This window comes from Acetobacter fabarum (assembly GCF_040702925.2).
Taxonomy (GTDB): Bacteria; Pseudomonadota; Alphaproteobacteria; order Acetobacterales; family Acetobacteraceae; genus Acetobacter; species Acetobacter fabarum_B.
This window is the reverse complement of record NZ_JBFCXX020000002.1, coordinates 46,725-63,839: the sequence shown is the minus strand read 5'-3', so window position 1 is coordinate 63,839 and position 17,115 is coordinate 46,725. Positions and strand designations below refer to the sequence as shown.

Below are 17,115 nucleotides of genomic sequence, written 5' to 3'. Positions count from 1 at the left end.
GCTCAATCCTCATCAATAGCGCGTTTGGGGAGCAGGGCTGGCACAAACACCAAAGTCCCCAGAAGCGTGCAGGCCAGAGAGAGCAGTAGCAAACGCCCCATGCTGGCTGTGCCGGGGTGGTGCGAAAGGGCAAGCGAGCCAAAGGCCGTGCCCGTGGTCAGGGCAGAAAACAGCACAGCCCGCGCCGTAGGGGATGCCAGCGGGAACTGAACCCCATCGCGCCAGTTCATGACAAAATAGATGTTGAAGGATACGCCCACACCAAGCAGCAGCGGCAGCGCAATAATGTTGGCGAAGTTGAGTGTTTCTGGCAGCAGCACGACCAGAATAACCGTCATCAGCGCGGACAGCAGCAGCGGGGCCAGCACTAGCGCCATATCCTTGATCCGGCGCAGGGCGATCATGAGGATAATGGCGATCATGACCACGGCAGCCCCGGCGGCCTGTTCGAACGCACGCACAATGGAGCGCGCACTTTCCACAATATCCACCGCCGTACCGGCCATGTCGGGCTCAACCTTCTGCAAGGACCCGACAAACTTGCGCAGAGCACCTGAGCTGCTCATCACCCCTTTGGGGTGGACTTCCACAAGGGCGCGGCCATCGGGGAGCAGATAGTCGTTGGCAATGCTTGGAGGCACGTCACGCATGGTAACAGGCCCGGCCTGCAGCATGCTCCGCAACTGGTCCAGCTCTGGCGGCAGAAACCGTACCAGAGCGGTGTTGGCGGCCTCAAGTGTCGCATCGGGAGCCGTGGCCAGACGGGCCAGAGCAGCCTGAATCCTGCGCAGCGGGTCGTTGGCGGGCAGCTTGTCCTGCACTTCGGCCAAGGCTTTGGCGGTGCTGGCCGCCGCTGCACGCAGGGCAGCGGCATCTGGCGCGGGTTTGGGGTCAGGCACGATCAGCGTTGGCAGCAGCAGGGAGGCGGCATCCTGAATAAGGGCAAGTTTTTCAGGCTGCTGCGTCGGCACATACGAACCAAGCCACATGACATCATGCACATCGGGCAGTTCGCCCAGACGATCGGCCTGTTTTTCCGCATCGGCCAGAGACGTCACCAGCAGTTCCGCACTGTAGGGGGATGTCTGCGGGTTGTCGATCAGCAGGCTGAGGGCACGCATCCCTTCGGAATTGGGGTTTTTGGTGTGCAGCGGGTCGCCATCAAACTGCAAGGCCGGTACCAGCGCCAGCCCGATAACGGCCACCATGCCAAAAAAGGCCAGCAGCCATTTGCGATGCTGACGGATTTTGACATCCACCGGCTTCATCCACACATACCCCATGCTGGGGCAGTTGAGCGGCGGATGGCAGATGCACAGCAGCGCAGGCAGCAAGGTGGTCGTGCAGACAAAGGCCACCAGCATGCCAATCCCTGCAATAAGCCCCAGTTGGGCCACACCCAGAAAAGCCGTGGGCGTGAACGCCAGAAAACCTGCGGACGTGGCAAGAGAGGCAACCAGAATCTGGTGTCCCGTTTCCTCCCCCGTCATGCGCAGGGCTTCGTACATGCCCTCCTTACCCGTGGCCGCTGGTATCTGTGCGCGGAAACGGACAGAAAACTGGATGGCAAAATCCACCGCAATCCCCACGAACAGAATGGCGAATGCGACCGAGATCAGGTTAAGCGTGCCAACCGCCACAGCGGCAAAGCCCGTGGTCAGCAGCAGCCCCACAACCAGCGTGACCACAATAGGCAACACCACACGCCAGGAGCGCACGGCAAGCATAAGCCACAGCGTCACCAGCAGCAAAGACCCCACAAGCCCGGCCACCATGCCTTCGGCCACGGTTGCGAACTCTTCATCATCAAGCTGGACCTGCCCGGTCAGGTGGACCTTGGCGTGGCCGCTGCGCACGAATTCAAGGTCCTTGATCACAGCGCGCATGGCGTCCGTGGCCTCACCCCCGGGCTGGAAGGAGCCATAGTCCAGAATGGGCTGGGTCATGACAAACTGGTAGCGCCCGGCAAGGTCAGATAACTGCCCCCCAAGCAGGCGCTGCCATGAAAGAGGGGATGCCTGACCATCCGCCGCTTTTTCCAGCGTATTGGCAAAACCGGTCAGCGGGGCCTGAAAACCTGCCAGATTGGCCTGCCCGGTCTTGACCCCTTCTGCAATCAGGGAGAGCGCGCCAAAAAGCCCACGGGCGGAAGGGTCCTGCGCAAGGGCGGACAGGAACGGCTGCGCGGCAATCGTGTCGTTCAGGATACCCGCCAGAGGTTTGGGCTCCAGAAACATCAGCCCGTTGCGCTCAAGGTACGGGTTGGCATCCGGCCGGTTGGCAAAGGCAAAGTGTTTGTGGTCCGCTGCCAGCTTTTCAGCCAGTTTGCGTGCGGTTTCCTGCCCTTCTTCTGGCAGGTCGGCTTCCACCACCGCGACCAGCAGGTTCTCCTTTTGTGGGAACAGGCGGGCCATTTCATCCGAGCGCTGCTTCCACTGCAAACGGGGGGAGAGCATTTTGCTCGTATCCGTGGTCACGCCAAGCCGGGTCATGCCCGCATAAACGCCAGCGCCTGACAGCACGCAGAAGAGTGCCACAACCAGCCACGCATGGCGCGCACAAAGGGTGATAAAACGACCTATGGGTGCAAAGAGCATGATAAACGACAGGATCCTAGAAAAGTCATGGCGTCAGGCACAAAACCGCCTTGGTTTGCCCAACCGTTTCGCACGATGCAAGTGACTATCTGCGCAAGCCACCCTTCTTTTACCGCCCCGAATGCGGAAATTGGGATTTTTCCGGGCCATTCCGGCGGTCAGACCATACGTGTTCCAGCCACTGCCACAGCACCAGTGCAGGCACGCCCCAGGCAATTTCACGCAGGCGTTTGATCAGCGAGAGTGCAATGGCAACGGGCGGGGCAATACCAAACAGCCCGCCGACCACCATATAGCCCCCTTCCGACACACCCAGTGCTCCGGGCACGGCAAACCCTGCGGATTTGGCGGCCTCCCCCACACCTTCAATAACAAAGCCGGTCGCCAAAGAGCAGTCATGACCCATAAAATGCAGGATCAGGCAGACTTCCACCGCCCCCAGTGCCCATGCGGCAAACTGGAGGATCAGGCTGCTCACCGCATTATTGCGGGTTTTGTACAAACCCAGCACTTCCTGATGAATCCCGCGAATACCCTCAACCCCGCCCCAGCCCAGATGAGCGGCAATCCGCTCAAGCAGTGTTTCCACCAGAGCAACGGCGCCAAGCCACTGGCTGGCAAATACGGCTATGCCAATAACGGCGAGAACAAGGGCACTTTCAAGCAGCCTGTCGGTCACAGCCGAACGCTGGACCAGAACAAGCAGCAAAAGCAGCCCCGACACCGTAAACAGAACCTGACTGAGCAGTTCAATCGTAAGGTCACAGATTGTCGCCGCTGCCGCGCGGCGCAAACCCAGCCCCCGCCGGGATAGCAGACGGCTGGCCACCACCTCCCCACCCACCTGAGCCACGGGGAGCAGGTTGTTCACCCCCTCACGCACACAGCGGAGCATGAAAAAATCACGCAGGGGCAGATGGGGCAGCAGGTCACGACGCGCAATTATGCGCCATGCCTGAGCGGAGAGCGACACCTGAACGGCATGAAAAACAATGGCGGCAAGGATTCCCCAGCCGCCAGTCATGACAAGCGCAAAAATGGCCTGCGCGCCAAAGCGCGAGAGCATCCATAACGTCAGCCCCAGCCCCAGAATACCGGCCACAAGAGTGATGCGCTTCATGCAGTCTCCTCATTTTCATGCCCGATCTGGCGCTTCCTCCGGCATGCCGCTCCTTTTATCCCTCCCTGATCTGGCGCAGGAGGGCAAGAGATTCCACACAGGCGGCGGCGGCTTCACGCCCTTTATTATGCACATCATCTCCAGAACGCACAGTTGCCTGTTCTTCTGTGTAGGTTGTGAGAATACCAAACGCCACCGGCACTTCGGTTGCAAGGCTGGCCTGCACGATGCCCAGAGTGGCCCCAAGGCTGATAAATTCAAAATGCGCGGTATCACCCTTGACCACGCAGCCAAGGCAGATCACCCCTTCATACCGCCCGGTCCGGGCCAGAGCCTGCGCCAGCAGCGGCATTTCAAACGCACCGGGGGCTGCAAACACATCGCCTTCAGCCACGGCAATGCCGTGCTCGCCCAGCCATGCAATGGCGCCATCCCGCAGGCCGCCTGTCACCGTCTCATTAAACCGGCTGACAACCAGCGCCAGTCGGGGAGCGGGGGAAAGGGCCTTGAGGTCCGGCAGAGTAACGGGAGAACGGGTACCCATAGGTTGTCTTATCCTTTTGAATCACTGCGTCTTGAATCTTGAATACAGACTGCTCAGGCAGGAATCTTGTGCATTGCGGGGGACGGTGCATCGCAGCTCAGGTGGTGGCCCATGCGCTTGCGTTTGGCATGTAGGTAGGCATGGTTGAACATGTTGGCCGGAATTTCCAGCCCCAGTCTTTTACGCACCACAAAGCCCCGGCTTTCCAGTGCCCGGACTTTCTCGGGGTTGTTGGTCAGCAGGTCGAGCTGCCCCACACCAAGGCTGCGCAGTATGCCCGCCGCCGCATGCCAGTCGCGTGCATCGGTTGCAAAGCCGAGCCTGTGGTTGGCTTCGACCGTATCCAGCCCGGCATCTTGCAATTCGTAGGCGCGTATCTTGTTCACAAGGCCAATACCGCGCCCTTCATGCCCACGCACGTAAACGAGCACGCCGCACTCTGCCTGCCCGATGGCCTGCAATGCCGCCTGAAGCTGGGACCCGCAATCACACCGCAGGGAGCCGAGCGCATCACCGGTGACACATTCGGAATGCAGGCGCACCAGCGGCACCGGGCCGTTGGTGCGGACATCCCCTTTGACCAGTGCGACATGTTCCACGCCTTTTTCGTCCCGGAAGGCGTGGATAACCAGCTCATTTCCGCCATACACGCTGGGCAGGGTGGCTCTGGCCAGATCGGGGACGCTCTCTTCCACCACGGGGGCTGCGACCTGCGCGGGCTGTGGCTCCAGCGGCGCCAGACCATGCGCGCCAATCCATGCCACCAGTTCGGCAATGGAAATAATGGGCATATCATGCTGCCGGGCAAACACGTCCAGCTGAGGGCGGCGGGCCATTGTGCCGTCCTCGTTCAGGATTTCGCAGATCACGGCGGCGGGTTTGAGCCCGGCAAGGCGCAGCAGGTCAATCGAGCCTTCGGTATGGCCAATGCGCGCCAGCACACCACCGGGTTCGGCCCGCAGGGGGAAAATATGCCCCGGGGAGGCAATATCCGCCGGTGTGGCCTCATCTGCCGTGGCGACGAGCACGGTCTGGGCACGATCGGCAGCGGAAATGCCGGTGCTGACCCCTTCACGCGCCTCGATCGACACGGTAAACGCCGTGCCATACTGCGCGGTATTCTCGCTCTGCCGCACCATCATGGGCAGTTCAAGCTGCTCTACACGCTCGGCGGTCAGGGGCAGGCAGACCAGCCCACGGGCATGGGTGATCATGAAGTTCATGGCCTGCGGGGTCATGAACTGCGCCGCCATGACAAGGTCGCCCTCGTTTTCGCGGTCTTCATCATCCACCATCACAACCATGCGGCCCGCCCGCACGGCATCCAGCGCACGCAGCAGACGCTCGGAAGGCTGGAGCGGTGCGGTCTGCCCCTGTGTCATTTTGCCTGACATTGTGCCTCCACATATTTTGCAATGATATCCACTTCCACATTCACGGCATCCCCCACCCTGAGCGTACCCAGCGTGGTGTGGTCCCATGTGTGCGGAATGATCATGAGGGCGATGCGGAACAGGCCATCCTGTACCGGCCCCACTTCGTTCAGGGTCAGGCTGATCCCATCCAGCGCGACCGAGCCCTTCTCCACCATGTAGCGGCGCAGCTCTGCGGGAATATCAAACTCCACGCGCCGGGCATCGCCCGAAGGTGTAGCCCCCACAAACCTGCCCAGCCCATCCACATGCCCCTGCACAATATGGCCGGACAGGCGGGTGGAAGGCGTTACCGCACGTTCCAGATTAACCCGGGACCCGGCCACAAGTGTGCCCAGCATGGTGCGGTCCAGCGTTTCACTGCTGACAAAAAAGCGCACGGGCATGGTCTGCGCCGGAGCCACGGCTGTCAGGCAGACACCGTTGACGGCAATGCTCTCGCCCTCGGCCACGTCAGTCAGACCGGTCTGCACTTCCAGCATAAGGGAGCGCGCACCCTGCTCGACGGCAAGGACCTGACCTAGAGATTCTATAATACCGGAAAACATGCCTGCTCCTGCGTGCATCGCGCCCATTGCGGAAAAAGGGAAAGGGGGGAGATGTCGTGTCGGGTTGAAACAGAAAAGTGGTCGCACCCCTGTGCGTCCTGCCTGATATGCAGCCAGTCATCCCACAATCCCTGCGTGCTGATGGCGCGCAACAGGGTGGGGCCAGCCTCGACCATGACCCACAAGGCGGGCGTGCTGGCCAGCACTGCGGGCAGCTCGGCGCAGTCGGGGCAGAACAGAACATCAAAGCGCGCCTGTGCCTGCTCCTGCCAGTGTGCGGGCACCTTATTGGGCGCACCACACACCACCAGCACCCGCCGCCTGCTGGCATGGTCTGGCACATGCCGCACGGTAAAAGCGGGCAGGTCGGCCTGTATTGTGCCTGTACCTGTGACAATACCATCGGTTACGCGCCGCAGGGCGTGGGCAAACTCGAGCGATTGTCTGGTTGTAAACGTTGTGCTGCCAACCGGGGGCACCATATTGCCCTGTGCATTAACCGCCTGTTTGACCGTAATCCATGGCCGTCCATGCACCATGCGCCACGCAAACGGGGCCAGCAGAGCCTTGCAGCGCGCCAGACAGGCACCACCGTTGGGAGCGTGGGCCAGCCACTGCACATCCAGCCCTCTGGCCTGCAGATACGCAGCGCCGCCACCGGGCACATGGGGGTTGGGGTCCGCGCAGCCAATCCACACCGTCTGTACGGGTGTGGATAAAAGCGCCTCTGTGCATGGCGGGGTGCGGCCAGTGTGATTGCATGGCTCCAGCGTAACCACAGCGGTATGAATCCGCTCCACCACGCCAAGTGCCCGCGCCTGCTCCACAGCCAGACGCTCGGCATGCAATGCGCCTGCCTTGTGGTGGGCAGCAATCACCAGCACTTCCCCCCGCGCATCCAGCAGCACACACCCCACGGCGGGGTTTGGCGCGGTCTGCCCGGCAAAACGCCATGCTTCGGACACAGCCATATCAAAGGCCGCACCAACATGCTCCGGCATTGTGTGGGGAAAAGGTTGAGAAATGCTGTTCACCCTGCGTCTCTTTTAGTCCATACCTGTTCATGACAGACGGACTCAGGGCATCAAAAAGGGTTTCACGCTTTATGCACGCAAGCCGCACTCCGGCTTAGCGGACAAAAAACGAGTCTCTCTTTCCCGTTCTCTCTCATCCGGACTATGACCGTCGGCTCCGGAGTTACACCGGATCTGCTGACCCTGCCGAAGCAGGCGCTCGCGGGCTTGGGGTAGCGCACCACCCCTTTACCGCCGGTAGGGAATTACACCCTGCCCTGAGAACGTCACACCCGCACAAAACGGGTGCTCTGTTAATATGATGGCCCCAACCCCCGCGTGTTGCAAGGATAAAACTTTTCACATCTGCTTATGGTCGCTCCGGAGCCGCCCAAAAAGCCATTCCCCCTTGCCTAACATTCCGACACTGTTATGAGAGAGGACAGGCTGCCTTGACTTGAGGCACGGATCAGTCGGGCAGCTTTTTGCACCCCGAGGAGCGGACAGGGTGTTCCCGCGCGCGCCTGTCGTTCCTGCTTTGCGGGTGCATATGCATCATATGTTGGAGTTCTCCCAAACCGCATGGACCAGCCATGACCCAGCCAGACCCGGCACCCCGGACCACGCTCCCGCCCGCAGCCATGACCGGTCTTGCCGGGTGGGTTGAAGCGCGCCTGCCCGTTATTTCTGCCTTCCGGGCCGAATATATTGACTTCCGCCTGCCCCGTAACCTGAACGGGTTGTGGAATTTTGGGGCCATCCTGACCGTTGTTCTGCTGCTTATGCTGGCGACCGGCATTTTTCTGGCCATGAACTACACCCCAACCAGTGCGGGGGCGTTTTTGTCGGTTGAGGCGATAGACCGCCAGCTTGCCGGCGGGTGGCTGCTCCGGGCCATGCATATGACCGGGGCCAACCTGTTTCTGGCCGCGCTCTATGTGCATCTTTTCCGTGGGTTGTATTACGGCTCCTACAAGGCCCCGCGGGAGCTGCTGTGGCTGAGCGGGCTTGTGCTGCTGGTTATGGTCATGGCCACCGCCTTTGCCGGTTACATGCTGCCATGGGGCCAGATGTCCTACTGGGGCGCGGACGTGATTACCAAGGCCGTAGGTGCCGTCCCGGGCATTGGCCCCGGCCTTGAACATATTATGACCGGGAGCGACCATCTGGGCGATGTTTTCGTCCACCGCTTTTTTGTGCTGCACTTCCTGCTTGCTTTTCTGGTCGTTGGGGTTGTGGGGCTGCATGTGACCATTGTGCACGTCAACGGTTCCAACAACCCGCTGGGCATTGAGCCGCGTACCCCGCGCGACACCGTACCGTTCTACCCCTACTATATCAGCAAGGATCTGGTGGGGCTGATCGTATTCGCCATGGTGTTTGCAGCCCTTATGTTCTTCTGGCCCAACCTGCTGATCGAGGCGGACAACTACACTCCCGCCGACCCCATGCAGACACCGGCCGATATTGAGCCGGAATGGTATTTTCTGCCGTTTTATGGCCTGCTCCAGTCCGTGCCTTCCAAATTTGGTGGTCTGCTGGCTTCCGCCGCATCGCTGCTGATCCTGTTTGCCCTGCCCTGGCTGGACCGCTCACCCGTGCGCTCCATGCGCTTCCGCCCGCTCTGCCGTATTGGCCTGTTCGGGCTGGTGGCCGCATTTATTCTGCTGGCCGTTGCTGGCAAGCACCACGCACAGGGCGGGTGGCTGATTGTGGCGCGTCTGGCGGGCCTCTATTACTTCAGCTATTTTGTGGTGCTGCTCCCCCTTGCCTCACGCAAGGAAAAAACGCGCCCCCTCCCCACCTCCATAGCCGCTGCGGAAGGAGATCAGTGATGCAGGGTTCTTTTTCCCGACCCGCCGCTGGCCTGCTGCTCGCACTCGGCCTGCCTGGTGTTGCGCTGGCTCACGCACCAGACAAAGCACCGCCCCATCAGGTATGGAGCTTTGAAGGGCCACTAGGCCAGTATGACCAGCCCAGCCTGCAACGTGGCTTTCTGGTGTTCCAGCGCGTCTGCTCCACATGCCACGGCATGCGCAACCTGACCTATAACGATCTGGCAGGCATCGGCCTGACCCGCCAGCAGATTGAAGAAACCGCAAAAACCAAACCACAACCCGGCGCACCGGACGCCATGGGCCAGCCCACCACGCGGCCTGGCTTGCCCGACGACCACCTGAACTCCCCCTTCCCCAGCGATGCGGCAGCCGCGGCCATGATGGGCGGTGTGGCCCCACCCGATCAGTCCCGCCTTGCCATGACCCATCCGGGCGGGCCGGACTGGCTGTACGCGTTCCTGACCGGCTACCGCATGCCTCCACCAGCCGATGCCCCCATGGTGCCCGGCAAGTTTTATAATGACTGGGTCGCAGGCCACATGATTGGCATGCCCCCCCCGCTCATGAACGGTATGATCCAGTACCCCGATGGCACCCCCGCCACGGTGGAACAGCAGGCCCGCGACATGACCACTTTTCTGGTCTGGGCATCCGACCCGCATCGCAATGACCGCCACAGCATTGGCAAGGCCGTTATGATCTATCTGGCCGCGCTGCTTGCACTGGCCATTGCATGGAAGCGCAAAATCTGGAAACGCCTGAAAACGCAGTGAAGAACAGAAAGCACGCAAGAACCATGACACGCGAGACTGACACCACCCCAGCTCCCGAACAGGCTCCCGGCCGCCGTGACTTTCTGGGCATGGTCACCACAGCTGGCACGGTCACAGGCCTTGCGGCCTGCGCCATTCCGTTTGTGGAAAGCCTGCAACCGCAGGACAGCGCCGCCGCACACCTGCCGGTTGATGTGGATATTGCCCATCTGGCCCCCGGCCAGCAGATGGTCGCCGTATGGCAGGGCAAGCCCATCTTTATTATCCGCCGCACACCAGAAGAACTGGCAAGCCTGCAGAATGCGGAATTGAGTGCCTTGCTCAAGGATGCCAGCTCCACCGCCAACCAGCAGCCCGGCTATGCCCGTAACTGGCACCGCTCCATTGTGCCCGAATATGGGGTTTATGTGGGCATCTGCACGCATCTGGGCTGCGTACCTACCTACACTCCTCCACAGGGTTCCGGGCCGGAAGCATCTGGCGGGTACGGCTGCCCCTGCCATGGCTCCAAGTTTGATCTGGCGGGGCGGGTGCAAAAAGGCGCACCGGCTCCCTACAACCTGCCCGTACCACCTTATGTCATGCCCTCCGCCACCGTCATCCGGCTAGGGGAAAACCCCAAAGGGGAAAGTTTCGACTTTTCCACCATAGAGCAGATCTGACCCTGCAAATCTCACACCCCTGATGTGAGATACTTTTGCCCAAAGGCAACTTATCAGCCGTAGCGGACTGCGCCATGCTCGACCTGTTCAAAGCCGGTCTGCTCCAGCCCGGCCCACAGGGAGTTGCTGATATGTCAGGGATTGTTGTTGTTTATCACTCAGGTTATGGCCACACCCGCAAAGTGGCCGAATACCTTGCGCGCGGCGCCAAAGCCGAGCTGATTGCCATTGATGACAATGGGGACCTGCCCGAAAGCGCATGGGACAAGCTGGCCGAAGCCAAAACCATTGTCTTTGGCGCACCAACCTATATGGGCAATGCAAGCTGGCAGTTTAAGAAATTCGCCGATGCCACATCCAAAATCTGGTTCATGCGCGGCTGGCAGAACAAGCTGTTCGCAGGCTTTACCAACAGCGCAAGCCCGGCGGGCGACAAGGGCCTGACACTGGCATGGCTGCAAACCCTTGCAGGCCAGCATGGTGGCATATGGATCAGCCTTGGCATGCTGCCTTCCAATACAAAAGAGGCCAAAAACACGGACCTGAACGCTCTGGGCGGTTCCACCGGCCTGCTGGTACAAAGCCCGTCTGACGCCAGTGTGGACGAAATTCCGCAAGGCGGGCTGGACACGGCGACAGCATTTGGCACGCGTATTGCCGAAATTACAGAACAATTTGCATGAAAAACCTCATTATACGACATAAAATTGCGCATGTCCTGCTTATTATTAAAAAATATAGATAAAAATCACATGGTCAGCGGGTATCACGAAAGTGTGATACCCGCCGGTCGTTTTTGCCGTTTCATTGTGAAATCGGAATGTTAATTATCGGAGCAGTCAACCACCTTTGCAGCACATATAAATACAATATAAAGTGCGGGAAAATGAGTAATGAATCTGTCCGGAAAAAAATCAGGCCTTGCCGTTGCCCTGAGCGTTGCTTCGGTTCTGGTAGCGGTTCCCCTTAAATCAGCAAAGGCGCAGGTTCACCCTTTTTCAGCTTTTTCAAGCAGCGGTTCCGACCTGTCACACTGGCTGTCGGACGTGACCCTCATTGGTCAGATTGAAGGCGGCATCATGGCCAACCCGGCCCGCCCCAACCCCGGCTACAACTTTGGCGACTTTCTGGCCGACCATGCCAATCAGGTCCAGCTGAATCAGGCGGAGTTCACGCTCTCCAAAGCCATTGATGCCAGCAAAAACACCTATCAGGTCGGCTTTACGCTTGAAGGTCTTTATGGCTCGGACGCCCGCTACTACCATCTGGTTGGCGTATCCGATCAGGAATGGAAGGCCCGCTACCAGCTTATTCCCGCACAGGCCCACGTGGACGTACATCTGCCGTGGCTGACCTCTGGCGGGCTGGATATGCAGGCCGGTATTCTACAGGCCCCCATGGGTGTGGAAGGGCTGGACCCCGCCTCCCGCGCATTCTACACGCTGGCTTATACGTCTGAATATTCCGTTCCGTTCCAGCATATTGGCGCCATGTTCAACTGGCATGTTACACCCATTCTGGACGTCACTTTCGGGATTGATACGGGGAACCAGACAAGCTTTGGCGCATCGGACAACAACAGCCGCCCCGCCGGATATTTTGGCTTCAACCTGAACAATCTGCTCGGCGGCAAGCTCCGTATTGTGGAACTCAGCCGCGTAGGGCCTGAAAATTCATGGAAGAGCGTTGGTCATTACGAGGCAGACCACGCACAGCGCTTCTGGAACGATATTAACGCGACCTATCAGGTTAACGACAAGCTGAGCCTGACCGCGGAATTCAACTACCTGCATGACGAAGGCCTGCACGGCGCTCGCCCCGATGGTCAGTTCCGCGGTGCGGATGCCGAGAGCTTTGTCAGCTTCCTCAGCTACAAGATCAACAAGGACTTCACCTTCAACTATCGTGGTGAAATCTACCGCGACAACAACAACCTAATGGTTGCGACCTTTACCACCAACAATTCTTACATGAATGCCATCGCAGGACGCCCCTACAGCACAATGACCGGCCCGGGCGGGCATGGTACTACCTATGGCGATCTCTCGCTCAACGTTGCTTACCGCCCCGATCTGGGCAACCACATCCGTATCTTCCAGCTTCGTCCTGAAATCCGGTTTGACCGTGCGCTCAACACCACCTCACCCTTTAACGGTGGCCGCAACGACGGCATGTTCACCTTTGGTGGCGACGCGGTTATCGGCTTTTAAGCAATACATCACAGGCATGCCCGCTCTCCATGAGAGAAGCAGGCATGCCTGCCTGATTTTACCCTGCCCCTCCACATGAAGCAGTCGTGATTACCCTAAGCCCGGCCCATAGGCTGCGCATCTGGCATCTGCCTTGATAACTTACCCAATATTAAAGAATTAAAAAATAATCGCCACTTTGCACTCAAAAACTTTATAGTATTTGAGGTAAAGGCTCTTTAAGTCTTAACTCTGTCACACCTATGAGAGAGAAGCCTGCGTTATTCTAATCTGTACCGGATTAACGTAACGTCGATCAAGGAAGACAAGGCTGAGAAGGTATGTTACACGAAAAACGTAATTGCTGACGGCATCACCATGGCCTGTCCGCATATATGTCAAATTGGGAATTGTTGAGATAGGCAATTGGTTTGTTTGAAAAAAGCAGGGAAACTCGTCAGAAAGTAGCTGTCGTCAGCGGTGCGTCCGGTGGCATCGGGCGTGCTTTGTGCCATCAGTTGCGCCAGCGGGGATACCGGGTCATTGGCCTGTCACGCCAGCAGGCTCCAGCAGCAGAGACATCTTATGTTGACTGCATGCTGGCATGCGACCTGTCCGATTCACAGTCCATTCATGAAACCGCCCGTACAATCGGGCAGACCTGCGCCAGCATTGACCTCTTTATATTCTGCGCCGGGGTTATTTCTCCGCAGCCGGTCGCAACTCTGGAACATGCCCCGGTTATTGAGCAGATCCAGACCAATCTGCTCGGCGTTATGTTGCTGACCAACGCCATTCTGCCGACAATGGCAAAAGACTCCCATATTATTTACGCCAACTCCATGGCGGGCATTTTCCCTCTGGCGGGAAGCAGCGTCTATACTGCCTCCAAGTTCGGCCTGCGCGGCTTTGCTCTGGCACTGGAGCAGGAACTCAAACCACGCCATATTCGGGTCTCTTCCGTCTTTCCGGGCAGCGTGAATACGCCCATGCTGGCAACAGAAATGGAGCATGGCGGATCGGTCCTGAACTTCATGTCCGCTCCACAGGAGCCGGAAGCGATAGCCACATGGATTCTTTCCTCCCATGTACGGAACCATGTAGAAAACTTCCCATCCAGCTTTGACCGCCTGTTTTGCAGTGTTTTCCTGTGGTCACCTGCTTTCCTGCGTCTCTGCCTGCCACTGATGACGGCATGGGCCAAATCCCGCCGCGCACATTACAGAAAAAGTGACCGGAACACTTAATAAGCACAGCCCGTCTCCCCCTTTGGCACGATACCTCTCCCTCAGAGACAGGTCAGGCAGGCCACAGGAATGATTGTATCCGTGTGACCCTTCATTACCCAATGCAGCAGAGTCAGCTATTATACGCGCTCTCTCCCCTGATCCCCCGCTACAGCCATGTAACTTCTGATATTGCTGCCGCAGTAACGGCAACAACATGACACGGCGTAACATTACCGGCCGTAAGCCGCTCCATGCGTCTGCCTGAGGAAAGAGCGGACGAGACGCTCCTAAGCAGAGGAACATGACGGGTTGCTCCGTCTTTTTCCCAAACGCTCAATCCAGAAATGCCTGCTTCATGATAAAGGCCGGTTCATCAGGCCATAATCCAGCCGAATGTTTGTATCGCACGAAAATACCTGCAGGAGAGCGTTTGGCGAACCCGCTATGTGAGACATTCCCGCTCAATGTCATGAGACGTCATCTTCTGATGCTCTGCCTCGCATAGACCATGGTCGCCCAGAACCTGAATAACCCGGCATGTCTGTACAGTGCCACAGGTGCATTGCGCTATCATGCGCTCAAGTTCCTTGTGCAGGGCGTTCAGCCGGACAAGGCGGTGCTCCACCTCCGCAAGCTGGCGCTTTGCCAGGGCGTCAATGGCCTCACAACTCTGGTCAGGGTCATCCGACAGGGCCAGCAGCTCCCGGATATCGTCCAGCGGAAACCCCAGTTCGCGCGCATGGCGGATAAAATTCAGGCGTTCGCGGCTGGTGTTATCGTATATCCTCTGCCCGCCTTCATTCCGTTCCGGCTTGGGGAGCAGTCCGATCTGCTCGTAATACCGGATGGTTGGCACTTTCACACCAGTCAGCCCAGACAGCTTTCCGATACTCAACATGCAGAATCCTCTTGAACCTCTAGTTACTAGAGGATGTAATTATCTTATTCTCTCTCATTGGGACAGGAGAATAGAATGCCGGATACACATGAGTGGCTCGTAACAGGGATGGACTGCCCGTCCTGCGCTGCAAAAATAAAAGGAGCCGTAGGCCAGTTACCCGGCATTGAAGCAGTTGAAATATCTGTCATGTCCCGAAAACTCCGGGTTACGGCAACAGCGCACGCCACGCTCCCGGCGGATATTGAAAGCCGGGTAAAAAGCCTTGGCTTTGGCATTGAGGCCATTGCACAGGCAGGCAGCGTACCTACCCCGCACACAGGGGCTGACGAGCACGCGGCACAAGCCGACGCCCCTTGGTACCGGACAGGAAAAGGGCATCTGGTTCTGCTCACCGCAGCCCTGCTCTCTGTTGCATGGGGGCTGGCCTTTTTGCTGCCAGCTTCTGGGAACTGGCCATTTATTGTGGCGTGCCTTACGGGCCTTATCCCCATTGCCTTACGGGCTTTTGCCGCCATCCGTGCAGGGCAGCCTTTTTCCATTGAAGCGCTGATGACCATTGCCGCAACCGGCGCGCTGTTTATTGGCGCAGCACAGGAAGCGGCTCTGGTTGTCTTCCTGTTTGCGGTGGGCGAACTGCTTGAAGGTGTTGCTGTAAGCCATGCGCGCGATGGCATTCGGGCATTAAGCACTCTGGTGCCCAAAACGGCGCTGCGCGAAAAAAACGACATGATGGAAGAAGTCGCAGCAGCAGAGCTTGTGCCCGGCGATGTTGTTATCGTGCGGCCGGGGGACCGTATTCCTGCGGATGGTAAAATCATCTCCGGCACGGGCGGTGTTGATGAAAGTCCCGTAACAGGTGAGAGCATGCCCGTAACACGCGGACCGGGTGACCCGGTATTTGCGGGGGCTATTAATAACGAAACAGCCCTGCGGGTACAGGTAACACGTGCCGCGGCAGATAATACCATTGCCCGGATTATCCGGCTGGTTGAGCAGGCTGAAGACTCACGCGCACCAACACAGCGGTTTATTGACCGCTTCAGCCGTTGGTACATGCCCGCCATTGTGGTTCTGTCCGCACTGGTTGTGGCTATCCCGCCCCTGCTTTTTGGGCAGGCGTGGTCGGTCTGGGTCTATCGTGGCCTGTCCCTGCTGCTTATTGGGTGCCCGTGCGCTCTGGTTATCTCGGTCCCTGCCGCCATTGCATCGGCTCTATACGCTGGGGCGCGGCATGGCCTGCTTATGAAGGGGGGTGCCGTTATTGAAGCCACGGCGGCAATCAGAACGGTCGCACTGGATAAAACAGGCACCCTGACCATGGGGCAGCCCGAGGTAACGGATATTCTCTGTCTGGATGGATACCCTGCTGCCGAAGCCCTTGTTCTTGCCGCGGCAGTTGAAAAAGCCTCGAACCACCCACTGGCTCAGGCCATTGTACGCAAAGCGGAGGCCATGGTTCTGCCACCTGTGCAGGATAGCCGCGCTATTCCGGGCAAGGGTGTGTCTGCCGTGTCTGACGGGCAGATCGTGACTGTCGCCAGCCCCCGGCACGCAATGCAGGATGGTGCGTTATCCAGCCCAGCCGCGGCACAGGCTACTGCTCTGGAAAGTGAAGGCAAAACGGTTGTTGTCCTTTATACCAGCACGGCTCTGGCACTGATCGGATTGCGGGACGAGCCAAGGCAGGATGCGCAGGAAACAATACGGCAACTCCGCAGCCTTGGGGTTACGCCCATTATCCTGACAGGGGATAACCAGCGCACGGCCGCGGCCATTGCGGGCCTGTTGCGCACGGAATACAAGGCCGAGCTTCTGCCAGAGCAGAAACAGCAGACCATCCGTGAACTGACAGCGCGTGGCCCGGTCATGATGGTGGGGGACGGCATTAACGATGCACCAGCCCTTAAACAGGCAACCGTTGGTGTTGCCATAGGATCGGGAACAGACGTTGCGCTGGAAACCGCAGACGCCGCCATCCTGCGCAACCGTATTACAGACATTCCCGCCCTTATTCGCCTTGCCCGTTCCACCATGGGCAATATCCGGCAGAATGTGTCCATCGCACTCGGCCTGAAAGGGATTTTTCTGGTAACGACCATTATCGGCATGACAGGCCTGTGGCTGGCCATTATGGCGGATACCGGTGCCACTGTTCTTGTAACCCTGAACGCCCTGCGGCTTTTACGCACAAACCCCGCAGGGCTTGCACAAAAGGTTTAAGACAGCCCAGCCCCCTGCCCTCTGGTGCTCCGGTGCTCTGGTGCTCTG

At 58.8% G+C, this 17,115-nt stretch carries 14 protein-coding genes and 1 riboswitch; of the genes, 7 read left to right on the top strand and 7 right to left on the bottom strand.

Annotated elements, in window-relative coordinates; genetic code table 11:
- Nucleotides 1-2: 2 nt before the first annotated feature.
- The 6 genes from AB2L51_RS02670 to ribD form a co-directional block, all read right to left on the bottom strand.
- A complete protein-coding gene (locus AB2L51_RS02670; protein WP_395581398.1) occupies nt 3-2,597 on the bottom strand; it encodes an MMPL family transporter in 2,595 nt (864 codons plus the stop codon).
- 109 nt (nt 2,598-2,706) lie between these two features.
- The gene (locus tag AB2L51_RS02665) at nt 2,707-3,717 is read right to left on the bottom strand and encodes a lysylphosphatidylglycerol synthase domain-containing protein (protein ID WP_395581399.1); all 1,011 of its coding nucleotides are present in this window, start codon (nt 3,715-3,717) and stop codon (nt 2,707-2,709) included.
- Nucleotides 3,718-3,772: 55 nt separating this feature from the next.
- Nucleotides 3,773-4,261 (bottom strand): 6,7-dimethyl-8-ribityllumazine synthase, encoded by a 489-nt coding sequence (ribH, locus tag AB2L51_RS02660; RefSeq protein WP_395581400.1) that lies wholly within the window; start codon nt 4,259-4,261, stop codon nt 3,773-3,775.
- A 53-nt stretch (nt 4,262-4,314) separates the two neighbouring features.
- Nucleotides 4,315-5,655, bottom strand: coding sequence for a 3,4-dihydroxy-2-butanone-4-phosphate synthase (gene ribB / locus AB2L51_RS02655; protein WP_395581401.1), 1,341 nt, complete (start codon nt 5,653-5,655; stop codon nt 4,315-4,317).
- Nucleotides 5,640-6,242 carry a riboflavin synthase gene (locus AB2L51_RS02650; protein ID WP_395581402.1) on the bottom strand — a complete coding sequence of 201 codons (603 nt, stop codon included), beginning with the start codon at nt 6,240-6,242 and terminating at the stop codon, nt 5,640-5,642. The genes ribB and AB2L51_RS02650 overlap by 16 nt, the downstream gene beginning before the upstream one ends.
- Nucleotides 6,224-7,276 (bottom strand): bifunctional diaminohydroxyphosphoribosylaminopyrimidine deaminase/5-amino-6-(5-phosphoribosylamino)uracil reductase RibD, encoded by a 1,053-nt coding sequence (gene ribD, locus AB2L51_RS02645; RefSeq protein ID WP_395581403.1) that lies wholly within the window; start codon nt 7,274-7,276, stop codon nt 6,224-6,226. The genes AB2L51_RS02650 and ribD overlap by 19 nt, the downstream gene beginning before the upstream one ends.
- A gap of 121 nt (nt 7,277-7,397) precedes the next feature.
- Nucleotides 7,398-7,545, bottom strand: a riboswitch (FMN riboswitch).
- 351 nt (nt 7,546-7,896) lie between these two features.
- Between ribD and AB2L51_RS02640 the strand changes: the two genes are divergently transcribed.
- The 6 genes from AB2L51_RS02640 (at nt 7,897) to AB2L51_RS02615 (ending at nt 13,964) form a co-directional block, all read left to right on the top strand.
- Nucleotides 7,897-9,090, top strand: coding sequence for a cytochrome b (locus AB2L51_RS02640; RefSeq protein WP_395581463.1), 1,194 nt, complete (start codon nt 7,897-7,899; stop codon nt 9,088-9,090).
- On the top strand, nt 9,090-9,866 hold the full coding sequence (locus AB2L51_RS02635; RefSeq protein ID WP_395581404.1) for a cytochrome c1: 777 nt from the start codon (nt 9,090-9,092) through the stop codon (nt 9,864-9,866). Before AB2L51_RS02640 ends, AB2L51_RS02635 begins: the two co-directional genes overlap by 1 nt.
- Nucleotides 9,867-9,889: 23 nt before the next feature.
- On the top strand, nt 9,890-10,528 hold the full coding sequence (gene petA, locus AB2L51_RS02630) for a ubiquinol-cytochrome c reductase iron-sulfur subunit (protein WP_166112654.1): 639 nt from the start codon (nt 9,890-9,892) through the stop codon (nt 10,526-10,528).
- A gap of 131 nt (nt 10,529-10,659) precedes the next feature.
- Entirely contained in the window at nt 10,660-11,211 is a 552-nt protein-coding gene (locus AB2L51_RS02625) for a flavodoxin family protein (RefSeq protein ID WP_395581464.1), read from the top strand.
- Between the two features lie 210 nt (nt 11,212-11,421).
- Nucleotides 11,422-12,738 (top strand): outer membrane beta-barrel protein, encoded by a 1,317-nt coding sequence (locus tag AB2L51_RS02620; protein WP_395581405.1) that lies wholly within the window; start codon nt 11,422-11,424, stop codon nt 12,736-12,738.
- Between the two features lie 410 nt (nt 12,739-13,148).
- A complete protein-coding gene (locus AB2L51_RS02615; RefSeq protein ID WP_395581406.1) occupies nt 13,149-13,964 on the top strand; it encodes an SDR family NAD(P)-dependent oxidoreductase in 816 nt (271 codons plus the stop codon).
- 424 nt (nt 13,965-14,388) lie between these two features.
- On the opposite strand, the gene AB2L51_RS02610 is transcribed toward AB2L51_RS02615, so the two are convergent.
- Nucleotides 14,389-14,844 (bottom strand): MerR family transcriptional regulator, encoded by a 456-nt coding sequence (locus tag AB2L51_RS02610; RefSeq protein WP_395581407.1) that lies wholly within the window; start codon nt 14,842-14,844, stop codon nt 14,389-14,391.
- A 75-nt stretch (nt 14,845-14,919) separates the two neighbouring features.
- Here AB2L51_RS02610 and AB2L51_RS02605 point away from each other — a divergent pair, with 75 nt between their 5' ends.
- Entirely contained in the window at nt 14,920-17,067 is a 2,148-nt protein-coding gene (locus AB2L51_RS02605; protein WP_395581408.1) for a heavy metal translocating P-type ATPase, read from the top strand.
- Nucleotides 17,068-17,115 lie beyond the last annotated feature (48 nt).

Excerpts from the sequence above, each read along its gene's own strand:
- AB2L51_RS02670 (WP_395581398.1), bottom strand. The coding sequence starts at position 2,597 with ATGCTCTTTGCACCCATAGGTCGTTTTATCACCCTTTGTGCGCGCCAT.
- AB2L51_RS02665 (WP_395581399.1), bottom strand. The coding sequence starts at position 3,717 with ATGAAGCGCATCACTCTTGTGGCCGGTATTCTGGGGCTGGGGCTGACG.
- ribH (WP_395581400.1), bottom strand. The coding sequence starts at position 4,261 with ATGGGTACCCGTTCTCCCGTTACTCTGCCGGACCTCAAGGCCCTTTCC.
- ribB (WP_395581401.1), bottom strand. The coding sequence starts at position 5,655 with ATGTCAGGCAAAATGACACAGGGGCAGACCGCACCGCTCCAGCCTTCC.
- AB2L51_RS02650 (WP_395581402.1), bottom strand. The coding sequence starts at position 6,242 with ATGTTTTCCGGTATTATAGAATCTCTAGGTCAGGTCCTTGCCGTCGAG.
- AB2L51_RS02640 (WP_395581463.1), top strand. The coding sequence starts at position 7,897 with ATGACCGGTCTTGCCGGGTGGGTTGAAGCGCGCCTGCCCGTTATTTCT.
- AB2L51_RS02635 (WP_395581404.1), top strand. The coding sequence starts at position 9,090 with ATGCAGGGTTCTTTTTCCCGACCCGCCGCTGGCCTGCTGCTCGCACTC.
- petA (WP_166112654.1), top strand. The coding sequence starts at position 9,890 with ATGACACGCGAGACTGACACCACCCCAGCTCCCGAACAGGCTCCCGGC.
- AB2L51_RS02625 (WP_395581464.1), top strand. The coding sequence starts at position 10,660 with ATGTCAGGGATTGTTGTTGTTTATCACTCAGGTTATGGCCACACCCGC.
- AB2L51_RS02620 (WP_395581405.1), top strand. The coding sequence starts at position 11,422 with ATGAATCTGTCCGGAAAAAAATCAGGCCTTGCCGTTGCCCTGAGCGTT.
- AB2L51_RS02610 (WP_395581407.1), bottom strand. The coding sequence starts at position 14,844 with ATGTTGAGTATCGGAAAGCTGTCTGGGCTGACTGGTGTGAAAGTGCCA.
- AB2L51_RS02605 (WP_395581408.1), top strand. The coding sequence starts at position 14,920 with ATGCCGGATACACATGAGTGGCTCGTAACAGGGATGGACTGCCCGTCC.